The sequence below is a fragment of the Maritimimonas sp. 2210JD6-3 genome (assembly GCF_056591795.1).
Window position 1 is genome coordinate 41460 of sequence record NZ_JBWQOJ010000013.1, and the last position, 12018, is coordinate 53477.

Below are 12018 nucleotides of genomic sequence, written 5' to 3' on the forward strand. Positions count from 1 at the left end.
GTGCTTTTTTTATGCCATAGATTAAAGTATCTTTGCAGCCTAAATTTTAAAATACATGGAAAACGGATTGTATGCGAAGTTCAATACTTCTAAAGGTGTAATAGTAGTAAATCTAGAATTTGAAAAAACTCCAGGCACCGTAGGTAATTTCGTAGCATTAGCTGAAGGAACCCTTGAAAATGATGCAAAACCACAAGGTACTCCTTATTATGATGGATTAAAATTTCATCGTGTAATTTCTGACTTTATGGTACAAGGTGGCTGCCCACAAGGTACAGGTACTGGTAATCCTGGTTATCAATTTGATGATGAATTTCATCCAGATTTAAAACATGATAAACCTGGTGTTTTATCGATGGCCAATGCGGGACCTGGCACGAACGGAAGTCAGTTTTTTATCACTCATGTAGAAACACCTTGGTTAGATAATAAGCATACTGTATTCGGTAATGTCGTTGAAGGACAAGATGTTGTAGATGTTGTTTCTCAAGGAGATATGATTAATACCATAGAAATTATCCGTAAAGGAGAAGATGCAGAAAAATTTAATGCTGTTGAGGCTTTTAGAACTTTTGAAGGATCGCGTGAAGCAAGAGTTGCTGCTGAAAGACAAGCACAAGAAGATGCTTTAAAGGAAGCTTCTGCAGGATTTAAGCAAACCGATAGTGGTTTACGCTATCAAATTATTCAAGAAGGATCGGGCGAAAAAGCAACGAAAGGTGCTACGGTATCTGTGCACTATAAAGGGCAGTTATTAGATGGTACCGTTTTCGATTCATCCTACAAACGCAAACAACCGATAGATTTTGCTTTAGGTGTTGGTCAGGTAATCTCAGGATGGGATGAAGGTATTCAATTATTAAAAGTTGGTGATAAAGCCCGTTTTGTAATTCCTTCAGATTTAGCCTATGGCTCTAGAGGTGCAGGCGGTGTTATTCCTCCTGGTGCTCCACTAATATTTGATGTAGAGTTAATGAAGGTAAAATAATTTATTAGAATAATAACTAAAAAAGTCTTTGGTAACACATACCAAAGACTTTTTTGTAATTAATTAACAGCTTCTTCGTCTCAAATGATAAATAAGGCATTATATTTGATGTACATTTTTCAATAGAAAAATAGATGAGAAAGACTCAGTATTACATAATTACCCTACTTATAGTATGTATAAGTGCACAGATGATTAACGCACAAAATGATACGGTCAAAAAGAAGAAAAAAACGACTACAACATTTAAGCGTATCTATGACGGGCCAAAATCTGTTGATGGTTTTGTTATTGGCAAAAAAGAAGAAAAAAACCTGAGTCCAATATTTAATTTAGATAAAAAAGAAGCGAAGCCACTCAAAGGGTTTGACTATTATTTAAATTTAGGTACTAAAAGCAAAGCGCCAAACAAAAGAGACTTATCGACCATGTCTTTGCAAAATAATGTAGATAGCGATGTGTTGGTAAAACGTAGCTTTAACGGAAAAGATACTAGTATTAATGAAATTAAGAGTAATGCTAGTCTAGGTACTATTGAGAGTTCTACTAAATTCGTTCGTATTGAGTTTGCTGATCATGGTTTAGTTGATGGTGATCGCGTTCGCATTTTTTTAAATGAAAAAATAGTTGAAGAGAATATTACCTTAACAGGAATTTCCGCATTTATAGAACTACAAATGCAACCTGGTTATAACAGAATAGATTTTACTGCCTTGAATCAAGGGTTAGTAGGTCCAAATACTGCAGCTTTTATGGTTTATGATGATCAAGGAAAATTAGTAACAGCGAAAGCATGGAATCTGGCTAAAAATCAAAACGCTACTTTAGGAATCATCCGCTATTAACTATGCACAATAAAACGTTAGAAGAGCTAAAATATCCTATAGGTCACCCAAAGATTCCCGATCAAATAACACAGCAACATATATCTGAGTGGATTGATACCCTAGAAAAATTTCCAGAAAAACTAGAAATATTAGTTTCAAAACTTACTGAAAAACAATTAGAAACTCCTTATCGCAAAGGTGGCTGGACCGTACGACAAGTAATACACCATCTAGCCGATAGCCACCATAACTCTTACATACGTTTTAAATGGTCATTAACTGAAGATAAACCCATAATAAAAGCCTATTATGAAGACCGTTGGGCTGATTTGCACGATAGTAGAAAAGCTCCTATTCTACTCTCTTTAAATGCTTTAACAAGTACGCATGCAAAATTAGTCTATTTAGTAAAAGGGTTGACTTTTGAAGAATTACAAAAATCTTTTATTCACCCAGAAACAGGAAAGGAAGTCTCGTTGGCTGAAAATATTGGCATTTATGCGTGGCACAGCAACCATCATTACGCGCACATACAGTTAGTTACCAACAGCAACTAAAATAATTTATCTAACAACTGCTTCTTTTGTTTGTTAAAAGATGCTCTAGCTTTTCTTATTTCAATATCTTTTTCTTCATTAGATAACTTGGGATCACTTTTTAAAGTATTTAATAAAGTTTTCAACTCTTTTTTTAAGGATTTTAAGTGATTTTCTTGTCCTGAAGAATGTAATTTTAAATTTTCCATCATTTTAAAATCTAAGATTAAAACTATTATTTCCATTTTATATTACACCCAATACTCGGTTTCTGAGTTTTTGTATTTTCTTTTTCTTCTATGATACAGTCTAAGGCATAACGCAAATCCTCTCCAGTAACAGGTAATCCGTTTCCAGGACGTGAATCATCTAATTGTCCTCGATACGCAAGCTTCAAGTTTTTATCAAATACATATATATCTGGCGTACAAGCTGCATCATAAGCTATAGCGACTTCTTGTGATTCATCATACAGATATGGAAAGGGATACTTTAATTCTAAAGCTCGTTTTTGCATTAAATGCGGAGCATCATCAGGATAGTTCTTCACATCATTCGATGAAATTGCAATAAAAGATACCTTTTTATCCATATAATCTGTAGCAACTTGTACTAATTGATCATTTACATGTAATACAAAAGGACAATGATTACAAATAAATAAGACAACTGTAGCTGTATTACCGCGTAACTCAAAGAGCGAAAGATCTTCTCCAGAAACCGTATCATATAATGTAAAACTAGGGGCTGTAGTTCCTAAAGGAATCATATTAGAAGGAGTTCTAGCCATAACAATTTAATTTGTAGATTTATCGAATAAAATTACAAAATATATGGCAGATACTATTTCTTTTGAAGATTTTACCAAAGTAGATATTCGCATAGGTACTATTATCGAAGTAAATGATTTTCCGAAGGCAAAAAAGCCAGCTTATCAGCTTAAGATTAACTTTGATGACCTAGGTATTAAACAGTCTAGCGCTCAAATTACTAATCTTTATTCAAAAGAAGAATTACTGAATAAACAAGTTGCTGCAATTGTAAATTTTAAACCGAAGCAAATTGCTAATTTTATAAGTGAATGTTTAATTTTGGGTGTAGCAAATAAACACGGAGAAATTATCTTGTTACAGGCTTCAAATACTATTAAAAACGGAGAGCAAATCAGCTAAAAGACTTTGAAAGAACCATTATCTCAACTAGCCTTAACACTTTCTGGTGAATTATATTCAGATGCCTTGCATGCGAGCATGTATGCTACAGATGCTTCAGTGTATAGAAAATTGCCTTTGGCTGTTTCATACCCCAAGGATAAGGATGATATCAAAAAACTCATAGACTTTGCTACAAAACACAGATTAACCCTTATTCCCAGAGCTGCAGGTACTTCTTTGGCTGGACAATGCGTTGGTGATGGAATCGTTGTAGATATTTCAAAATACTTCACCCGCATACTTACTTTCGATGAAACTAAGAAAATAATTACGGTTGAACCTGGCATTATTAGAGATGACCTAAATCGCTTTTTAAAACCTTATAGCTTGTTTTTTGGTCCAAATACTTCAACTTCAAATCGCTGTATGATTGGTGGTATGGTCGGTAATAATTCATCTGGAAGCACCTCTATACAATATGGTGTTACTCGAGATAAAATAGTAGCCTTAGAAACCATATTGAGTGATGGTAGTGAAGCTATATTTTCTGATATAAATAGTGTAGAATTTTTAGCAAAATCTAAATCTAATTCTCTTGAAGCTTCTATTTATAAAAAGATATTTAATTCTTTTGAAAAAGAAGAGATTAGAAATGAAATAGAAAAGGAATTTCCTAAAAAATCAATCCATAGAAGAAATACTGGGTATGCTATTGATACGTTCTTAGATTTTGACTTATTTGGAGGTGCAGAAAACACTACAAATATTGCAAAATTAGTATGCGGTAGCGAAGGTACATTAGCATTTACAACGGCTATTACTTTACAACTTGATACATTACCTCCTAAACACAGCGTAATGGTAACTTCTCATTTTAATAGTATTCAAGAAAGTTTAAAGGCTACGGTAATAGCAATGAAACATAATCTATATACCTGCGAATTGATGGATAAGGTGATCTTAGATTGTACCAAGAACAATAGAGAGCATTCAAAAAATAGATTTTTTTTACAAGGAGATCCGCAAGCGGTGTTAATGCTTGAAGTAAAAGGAGAAACACTTGAAGATGCTAACCAACAAGCGGAAATATTAATTGCCGACTTAAATAAGTATAATTTTGGATATCATCACCCAAAAATTGCAGAGACTGATATCGATAAAGTAATGAACCTCCGTAAAGCTGGTCTAGGTTTGCTAGGGAATATGATTGGTGATAAAAAAGCTGTTGCCTGTATTGAAGATACTGCTGTAGCTTTATCAGACTTACCTGCTTATATTGATGAGTTTACAGCTTTAATAGATAGCTATAATCAGGATGCTGTCTATTATGCACATGCTGGAGCTGGAGAATTACATCTTCGTCCTATTTTAAACCTAAAAAAGCAAGAAGATGTTAAATTATTTAGAGAAATAACAACCCAAACGGCTAAGCTTGTAAAAAAGTATAAAGGCTCATTCAGTGGTGAGCATGGCGACGGCATTGTGCGTGCAGAATTTATCCCTTTGATGATTGGAAAAAAGAATTACGAACTCATAAAGGATATTAAAAACACATTCGACCCCAATAATATATTTAACAAAGGGAAAATTATTGATGCATTACCAATGGATCAAAATTTGCGTTATATAGTTGATCGAAAAGAACCAGAAATTGAGACTATTCAAGATTTTTCTGATAATCAAGGTATATTACGACTCGCCGAAAAATGTAATGGTTCTGGTGACTGTAGAAAGTCTGCGGAAGCTGGCGGTACCATGTGCCCGAGTTATCGCGCAACAAAAAATGAAAAGGACACGACACGTGCACGTGCAAATACCTTACGAGAGTTTTTAACAAACTCTAATAAAACCAACAAGTTCGATCACAATGAACTTAAACAAGTATTTGATTTGTGTTTGAGTTGTAAAGCTTGTGCTAGTGAATGCCCAAGTAACGTTGATGTCGCAACTTTAAAAGCTGAGTTTTTATATCAATATCAAGAAGCAAACGGGTATTCTTTTAGAAATAAACTATTCGCCAATAGTGTAAAGTACAATAAGCTAGGTGTCAAATTTTCAAGTATAACAAATACCTTTCTCAATACCTCATTAGCAAAATCTTTTATGGGAATTGCTACAAAAAGAACCATTCCCAAATTAGCTTCGCAGACGTTACGTAAGTGGTATTCAAAACAATCTGCATCAAAAAATTTAAAAATAGTATATCTATTTTGTGATGAGTTTACCAATTTTTATGATGTAGAAATTGGTAAAGACGCCATAATCTTACTAGAAAAATTAGGCTATAAAGTTCAGATAATAAAGCATGAAGAAAGTGGACGTAGTGCCATTTCAAAAGGTTTTTTAAAAGAAGCCAAAGAAATTGCAAATAGTAATCTCTCTACTTTCAGAGATCTTATATCTGATAAATCGCCGCTCATTGGCATTGAACCTTCAGCAATTTTAACCTTTAGAGATGAATATATACGTTTAGCTGATGATAAGGAGGCCGCAAAATATATTGCTAAAAACACGTTTACCATTGAAGAGTTTATCGCTAAAGCGTACGAAAAAGGGAATATACATTCTGAGTCATTTACAAATAAAGATAAGGTATTAAAGATTCATGGGCATTGTCACCAGAAAGCGCTATCGAATATTCATTCAACCTTTACCATGTTAAATATTCCAAAAAACTACACACCTACAATAATGAATACAGGTTGTTGTGGTATGGCGGGTTCTTTTGGTTATGAAAAAGAGCATTATGAGGTGAGTATGCAAGTTGGTGAAGACACCTTATTTCCTAAAGTTAGAAAACTAGAAAGTAACGTAACTTTAGTTGCAGCCGGAACTAGTTGTCGCCATCAAATATTTGATGGTACTAAGCGAACTGCAGAGCACCCAATTTCAATTCTTAAAAAAGCGCTAAGATAATCTTACTCTTCTTCCAACTCATTATTTTGTTTAGTTTGCGTGACATTACTTTTACAAACTGATACTTGAGATTCTCAAAAATATGGTAATTTAGTAGAGACTAAATTCATATATAATGAAAACCAAACTTTTAGTACTAGCATTTTTTACGTTATCGTTGATCGTATTTCCTCAAAAGAAAAAGAAACTTTCAAAAAACAAAAAAGCTATTCAAGCTTCTGTTGAAAAACACAAAGCGAATCTTATTAAAATTTCTGATGAAATCTGGAATAAAGCAGAAACAGCTTTCGAAGAATATGAATCTGCTAAACTACTGGCCGATTACGCTGAACAAAACGGATTTACCGTAGAGCGTGGCGTTGCAGGTATGCCCACAGCTTTTGTAGCTACGTATGGCTCAGGTAAACCTGTTATAAGTGTATTGGGTGAATTTGATGCCTTACCTGGAATTTCTCAAAAAACAGAACCGACAAAGAACCCATTGATTGAAGGTGGTGCAGGTCATGGTTGCGGTCATAACCTCTTTGGTGCCGGTAGCTTAGGTGCAGCCATTGCAATTAAAGAGCTGATTGAAGAAGGAACGATAAAAGGTACTATAAAATTCTTCGGCACACCTTCTGAAGAGAAATTTTTTGGCAAAATATGGATGGTTCGTGACGGACTCTGGGATGATGTAGATGTAAATATTAGTTGGCACCCTAGTGCAAGCATAAAAGCCGATGTACAAAGTTCATTAGCCTTGGTTGATTTTAAGGTCGAATTTTTTGGCCAGGCTGCACATGCATCTGGTGATCCGTGGAATGGTAGAAGTGCTTCAGATGCATTAGAACTCTATACTACCGGAATTAATTATTACAGAGAGCATATAAAGCCTACTGTTAGAATTCATTATCATATTCAAGATGGTGGTCAGGTGGTGAATGTAGTTCCAGATTATGCCAAGCTATGGGTACGTGTTCGTGACACGAAACGAGAAGGTATGATGCCTGTTTATGAACGTGTTCAAAAAATGGCTGAAGGTGCTGCTATTATGGCAAATGTAGAGTATAAAATCTCTTTAATTTCAGGTATTTATGAAGTTTTGGTAAACAGATCTGGTGGTGAAATTATGCAAAAAAACTTAGAATTATTAGGCCCTATTACCTATACTGATGAAGAAGTTGCTTTTGGAAAAAAGATTCAAGAAGTTACTGGTAAACCACAAGTAGGTATGGATAGTACCATAAAACCATTAGAAACCACCAAAGAACATCCTGGTGGTGGCTCTACAGATGTAGGTGATGTAAGCTGGAATGTTGCAAACATAAATCTTTCAGTAACATCAGCTCCTAAAGATACACCATGGCATTCTTGGGCTGTCGTTGCCTGTGGCGGAATGAGTATTGGTCACAAAGGAATGATCTATGCTTCTAAAGCTATGGGAATGACCATGCTCGATTTATTTGAAAATCCGAAACTAGTAGAAAAAGTAAAGGCAGAATACAAACAACGTAAAGGAAACACTGTTTATAAGCCTATTATCCCAGACGGACCACCACCCATTCCAATAAAATCAAAATAATTATTGGCATGAAATTTAAAGCATCTATCGATATAAATCAATCTTTAGCTATTGTTACCAAATTCTTTGAAGACCCTCAATACTTAAAAGATTATCAAGAGGGTTTTGTAAAAAAAGAATTAATTCAAGGTGAAGCTGGTCAAGACGGTGCGATATCAAAAATGTATTATAAACAGGGTAAACGAGACATGGTTTTAACAGAAACCATAAAAGCTAATAGATTGCCTAATACTTTCGAAGCATTTTATCATCATAAACATATGGATAATACGTTTTTAGCCAGTTTTATAGAGTTAGAGGCTAAAAAAACACGCTATACAATGGAAGTAGATTATATACGTATGACTTTTTTACCAAAGGTAATGGGTGTACTCTTTCCTAGTATGTATAGAAAACAAGGTGAAAAGTGGATGAACAATTTTAAGAAACTTGTTGAGGATTATAAAGAGCATTAATTTGGATTTATTCTCGCATACACTAAATGAACCTCACAATTTACTCCATAAAGATGGTGTAGTGCAGTATTATGGAAAGATATTCTCTTATAAGGATGCTAATAATTACTATGAAAAATTATTAAAAACTATTGATTGGCGTAATGATGAAGCCGTGATTTTTGGGAAACTCATTATTACCAAACGTAAAGTCGCTTGGTATGCAGATGAGCAATTTGAATATCGCTATTCTAATCGCACAAAAATTGCCTTACCATGGACTGATGAATTACTTGCATTAAAAAAAGTCGTTGAAGAAAAAACAGGCGAAACATATAATTCATGTCTATTAAATCTCTATCATGACGGTTCAGAAGGTATGGCATGGCATAGTGATGGTGAGAAAGACCTTAAGAAAAATGGAGCCATCGCTTCTCTAAACTTTGGTGCAGAACGTAAATTTGCTTTTAAACATAAAGAAACCAAACAAAAAGTAGATTTGATTTTAGAGCATGGCAGCTTGTTAGTCATGAAAGGAACAACACAAACACATTGGTTACATCGCTTACCTCCTACTAAAAAAGTACATAAATCAAGAGTTAATTTAACTTTTAGAACTATTAAAAAATAAGTACTCTATTTCTCAAAAACTTCTTCTTCTTGACTAAATGATTTAAATTCTACCATAAAACCATTCGGATCTTTAACAAAAAACGAAATATGTTCTCCTTTTTTTCCTTTTAAAAAGGTGATTTCGTCAAAAACTTCAATGTTTTCTACATTTACTTTAGCATATATTTTACCCCAAGTAATAATGTCAACAATAACACCAAAATGAAAAGAAGGTAATATTTTTCCTTCAAAGCTATAATTCTGATAGTTAAAATCGAACCTGCCAGATTTTGTAAACGTTATTTGGTTTCCGTAAAGATCAATATCTACCCAATTATTAGCATTTCTACCAAGAGAGGCTCCCAATTTATCGATATAGAATTTTTTTGTTTCAGTTACACTCAAACAAGGTAACGCTAAATGAAACGATGCTTTCATAGCTTATGTCTTTTAATTTTTTCTAGTCTAAAAACAACCAAATCTTCGTCATCTTCTAACAATTCACGAAAACCTATTGTAAAAATGCTTCCTTTTAAGGCCTTATCTTTTAAATCAAACTCGTTAAAAATTGCCTTGTTAATTTCTTCAAATATTATTTCTTCCTTGCTTTCAAGTTCAAACGTACAATAACCATTTTCATAATTTATGAATATTGCCGTTTCTTCTCTATAATCATTCAAATTAAATACGGGCATATCATATAGAATTACTTGTTAATCTAAATCATCATTATTGTCTTCCTCATCCTCAATATCATCATCATCAATATCATCCTCAATATTTAAGTCATTAGATGTATCATTAGTATCATCTACATCGTCATCGTCGTCATCCATAAAACTTTCCATTCGTTCTTCAAGCTTTACACTTACTTTTACCAAATAAACGGTATCTTCTGTTCTTACTTCAACAGCCTCTACCAATTCACCGGCTGCATTTTTAAATGTGATAATATCATTATCGTTATAGCCATCAGGATACTTCTCTACAAGAAGATCTAAGATGCTTTGGGTTAGCTTTTTATAATCTACTATGACTCTTTTCATTTTTTTTTTGAATAAAAATAAAATATTTTTTAATTGATTTTACATTTTTAATAAATACGCAAAAATAAGTGGCGCCACTATGGTAGCATCACTTTCTATAATAAATTTTGGAGTATCAATATCGAGTTTTCCCCAGGTAATTTTCTCGTTTGGTACAGCTCCAGAATAAGAACCATAACTCGTTGTTGAATCAGATATTTGACAGAAGTAACTCCAAAATGGTGTATCTGTTCTTTCCATATCTTGATAAAGCATAGGTACCACACAGATAGGAAAATCTCCTGCAATTCCACCACCTATTTGAAAAAAGCCAATACCATTTTTAGAATTTTCAGTATACCAATCGGCCAAAAAGGTCATGTATTCGATTCCAGATTTCATAGTAGAAGCTTTTAGTTCTCCTTTTAACACATAACTTGCAAATATATTTCCCATGGTGCTATCCTCCCAACCTGGTACAACGATTGGTAAATTCTTCTGTGCAGCAGCATACACCCAAGAATCTTTAATATCAATTTCGTAATACTGCTCTAAAACTCCCGAAAGCAATAGTTTATACATGAATTCATGTGGAAAATAGCGTTCATTATTTTTTTCAGCCTCTTTCCAAATTTTATAAATATGTTGTTGTAATCTTCTAAATGCTTCTTCTTCTGGGATACAAGTATCTGTAACTCTATTAAGTCCTTTTTCTAAAAGCTCCCATTCATCTTTTGGTGTTAAATCTCTATAATTAGGCACTCTTTCATAATGCGAATGCGCTACTAAATTCATGAGATCTTCTTCAAGATTAGCTCCTGTACAAGAGATAATATGCACTTTATCTTGACGGATCACTTCAGCAAATATTTTACCTAACTCAGCTGTGCTCATAGCTCCGGCAAGAGAAACTAACATTTTTGCATTAGAATCTAGCTGATCTTCATATCCTTTAGCTGCATCTACTAAAGCAGCAGCATTAAAATGCAAAAAATACTTTTCAATAAAATTGGTAATGGGTCTAGAAGTCATTATCATCATCTTTAAATTTAGACAATTGACTAAATGGAGAATTATCATTATCCTCTTTATATTCTTCTTCATCTTCCATATCAGAAGTGAACTTATAGCTCAACATTTTGTAGTATAATTTTGCGGCTAGAAAATCAGATGATTTATCATGCTCATTAGGGCATAATTCGACTATGTCAAATCCTACTACGTTTCTTTCTGTAAAAACTTTTTTTAAGAATTCTAGTGTTTCGTAATAAAATAATCCTCCAGGTTCAGGGGTACCTGTACTGGGCATAATAGAAGGATCTAACGCATCAAGATCAAAAGTTATAAATACATTACCTGTTAATTGATCTAGCACGTCATCCATCCAATAATCATTAACGGCCATTTCATGTGCGAAAAACACCTTTTCTGTATGCATTGATAACTTTTCTGAAATATCCATACTTCTAATGCCAACTTGCACTAGGTTTGTGGTTTGATTTGCTTCATATACTGCACAGGCATGGTTACAAGATGTGCCTTCGTATTCTTTACGTAAATCGGCATGCGCATCAATATGCAATACCGATAAGTTATTAAAACATTCATTAAAAGCTCTAATGGTACCTATAGATATAGCATGCTCTCCACCAAAAACAGTAACGAATTTGTTTCTATTTATATATTTTTTTACTTCTTGATGTACAGTTGCTACCATCTTTTCAGGAGAACTATTTTCAGTTATAGCATCCGCTAAATAGATACCCTCTTTATATACTTCACTATCAGTTTCAATATCGTACAACTCCATATTTTCAGAAGCATCTAGAAAAGCCTCAGGGCCTTTATCTGCACCTTTTTGCCAGGTACTCGTGCCATCGTACGGCACAGGTATTAGTACAATCTTTGCTCTTTCTTGTTTGGCATACTGATCTGGTATGCTAGCATAATTTCTTTTTTCCATTT

Annotated in this window: 15 protein-coding genes; 8 read left to right on the plus strand and 7 right to left on the minus strand. The window is 33.7% G+C overall.

Features of this window, described 5'->3' with window-relative positions:
- Nucleotides 1-55 precede the first annotated feature (55 nt).
- The 3 genes from AC1EUY_RS07630 (at nt 56) to AC1EUY_RS07640 (ending at nt 2372) form a co-directional block, all read left to right on the plus strand.
- Nucleotides 56-988 carry a peptidylprolyl isomerase gene (locus AC1EUY_RS07630; RefSeq protein ID WP_480194921.1) on the plus strand — a complete coding sequence of 311 codons (933 nt, stop codon included), beginning with the start codon at nt 56-58 and terminating at the stop codon, nt 986-988.
- 134 nt (nt 989-1122) lie between these two features.
- Nucleotides 1123-1833: a hypothetical protein gene (locus tag AC1EUY_RS07635; protein WP_480194922.1), complete on the plus strand. Its 711-nt coding sequence runs from the start codon at nt 1123-1125 to the stop codon at nt 1831-1833.
- 2 nt (nt 1834-1835) lie between these two features.
- Nucleotides 1836-2372, plus strand: a complete 537-nt coding sequence (locus AC1EUY_RS07640; RefSeq protein ID WP_480194923.1) for a YfiT family bacillithiol transferase — start codon at nt 1836-1838, stop codon at nt 2370-2372.
- On the opposite strand, the gene AC1EUY_RS07645 is transcribed toward AC1EUY_RS07640, so the two are convergent.
- Together AC1EUY_RS07645 and AC1EUY_RS07650 are read right to left on the minus strand one after the other, a co-directional pair.
- Entirely contained in the window at nt 2369-2596 is a 228-nt protein-coding gene (locus tag AC1EUY_RS07645) for a hypothetical protein (protein WP_480194924.1), read from the minus strand. The genes AC1EUY_RS07640 and AC1EUY_RS07645 overlap by 4 nt on opposite strands.
- Entirely contained in the window at nt 2587-3141 is a 555-nt protein-coding gene (locus AC1EUY_RS07650) for a thioredoxin family protein (RefSeq protein ID WP_480194925.1), read from the minus strand. The genes AC1EUY_RS07645 and AC1EUY_RS07650 overlap by 10 nt, the downstream gene beginning before the upstream one ends.
- A 43-nt stretch (nt 3142-3184) precedes the next feature.
- On the opposite strand from AC1EUY_RS07650, the gene AC1EUY_RS07655 reads away from it, so the two are divergent.
- From AC1EUY_RS07655 to AC1EUY_RS07675, 5 genes are all read left to right on the plus strand, one after another.
- Nucleotides 3185-3523, plus strand: a complete 339-nt coding sequence (locus AC1EUY_RS07655) for a tRNA-binding protein (RefSeq protein WP_480194926.1) — start codon at nt 3185-3187, stop codon at nt 3521-3523.
- Between the two features lie 6 nt (nt 3524-3529).
- Nucleotides 3530-6421 (plus strand): FAD-binding and (Fe-S)-binding domain-containing protein, encoded by a 2892-nt coding sequence (locus AC1EUY_RS07660; protein WP_480194927.1) that lies wholly within the window; start codon nt 3530-3532, stop codon nt 6419-6421.
- 115 nt (nt 6422-6536) lie between these two features.
- Nucleotides 6537-7982 (plus strand): amidohydrolase, encoded by a 1446-nt coding sequence (locus AC1EUY_RS07665; protein ID WP_480194928.1) that lies wholly within the window; start codon nt 6537-6539, stop codon nt 7980-7982.
- An 8-nt stretch (nt 7983-7990) separates the two neighbouring features.
- Nucleotides 7991-8437 carry an SRPBCC family protein gene (locus AC1EUY_RS07670; RefSeq protein ID WP_480194929.1) on the plus strand — a complete coding sequence of 149 codons (447 nt, stop codon included), beginning with the start codon at nt 7991-7993 and terminating at the stop codon, nt 8435-8437.
- A gap of 1 nt (nt 8438) precedes the next feature.
- Nucleotides 8439-9047: an alpha-ketoglutarate-dependent dioxygenase AlkB family protein gene (locus AC1EUY_RS07675; protein ID WP_480194930.1), complete on the plus strand. Its 609-nt coding sequence runs from the start codon at nt 8439-8441 to the stop codon at nt 9045-9047.
- A 5-nt stretch (nt 9048-9052) separates the two neighbouring features.
- Here the strand turns inward: AC1EUY_RS07675 and AC1EUY_RS07680 are convergent, their stop codons facing one another.
- Genes AC1EUY_RS07680 through speB form a run of 5 tightly spaced genes read right to left on the minus strand, consistent with a single transcriptional unit; the run spans nt 9053 to nt 12016 of the window.
- The gene (locus AC1EUY_RS07680) at nt 9053-9466 is read right to left on the minus strand and encodes a VOC family protein (RefSeq protein WP_480194931.1); all 414 of its coding nucleotides are present in this window, start codon (nt 9464-9466) and stop codon (nt 9053-9055) included.
- Nucleotides 9463-9723: a hypothetical protein gene (locus tag AC1EUY_RS07685; RefSeq protein WP_480194932.1), complete on the minus strand. Its 261-nt coding sequence runs from the start codon at nt 9721-9723 to the stop codon at nt 9463-9465. Before AC1EUY_RS07685 ends, AC1EUY_RS07680 begins: the two co-directional genes overlap by 4 nt.
- Before the next feature lie 18 nt (nt 9724-9741).
- Entirely contained in the window at nt 9742-10074 is a 333-nt protein-coding gene (locus tag AC1EUY_RS07690) for a hypothetical protein (protein WP_480194933.1), read from the minus strand.
- Nucleotides 10075-10113: 39 nt separating this feature from the next.
- Nucleotides 10114-11091, minus strand: coding sequence for a deoxyhypusine synthase family protein (locus AC1EUY_RS07695; RefSeq protein ID WP_480194955.1), 978 nt, complete (start codon nt 11089-11091; stop codon nt 10114-10116).
- The gene (speB, locus tag AC1EUY_RS07700; protein ID WP_480194934.1) at nt 11075-12016 is read right to left on the minus strand and encodes an agmatinase; all 942 of its coding nucleotides are present in this window, start codon (nt 12014-12016) and stop codon (nt 11075-11077) included. The genes AC1EUY_RS07695 and speB overlap by 17 nt, the downstream gene beginning before the upstream one ends.
- Between the last annotated feature and the right edge of the window lie 2 nt (nt 12017-12018).

Coding starts and splice junctions, on each gene's coding strand:
- AC1EUY_RS07655 (WP_480194926.1), top strand. CDS start 3,185: ATGGCAGATACTATTTCTTTTGAAGATTTTACCAAAGTAGATATTCGC.
- AC1EUY_RS07665 (WP_480194928.1), top strand. CDS start 6,537: ATGAAAACCAAACTTTTAGTACTAGCATTTTTTACGTTATCGTTGATC.
- AC1EUY_RS07640 (WP_480194923.1), top strand. CDS start 1,836: ATGCACAATAAAACGTTAGAAGAGCTAAAATATCCTATAGGTCACCCA.
- AC1EUY_RS07650 (WP_480194925.1), bottom strand. CDS start 3,141: ATGGCTAGAACTCCTTCTAATATGATTCCTTTAGGAACTACAGCCCCT.
- AC1EUY_RS07685 (WP_480194932.1), bottom strand. CDS start 9,723: ATGCCCGTATTTAATTTGAATGATTATAGAGAAGAAACGGCAATATTC.
- AC1EUY_RS07680 (WP_480194931.1), bottom strand. CDS start 9,466: ATGAAAGCATCGTTTCATTTAGCGTTACCTTGTTTGAGTGTAACTGAA.
- speB (WP_480194934.1), bottom strand. CDS start 12,016: ATGGAAAAAAGAAATTATGCTAGCATACCAGATCAGTATGCCAAACAA.
- AC1EUY_RS07695 (WP_480194955.1), bottom strand. CDS start 11,091: ATGATAATGACTTCTAGACCCATTACCAATTTTATTGAAAAGTATTTT.
- AC1EUY_RS07630 (WP_480194921.1), top strand. CDS start 56: ATGGAAAACGGATTGTATGCGAAGTTCAATACTTCTAAAGGTGTAATA.
- AC1EUY_RS07690 (WP_480194933.1), bottom strand. CDS start 10,074: ATGAAAAGAGTCATAGTAGATTATAAAAAGCTAACCCAAAGCATCTTA.
- AC1EUY_RS07670 (WP_480194929.1), top strand. CDS start 7,991: ATGAAATTTAAAGCATCTATCGATATAAATCAATCTTTAGCTATTGTT.
- AC1EUY_RS07645 (WP_480194924.1), bottom strand. CDS start 2,596: ATGGAAATAATAGTTTTAATCTTAGATTTTAAAATGATGGAAAATTTA.
- AC1EUY_RS07635 (WP_480194922.1), top strand. CDS start 1,123: ATGAGAAAGACTCAGTATTACATAATTACCCTACTTATAGTATGTATA.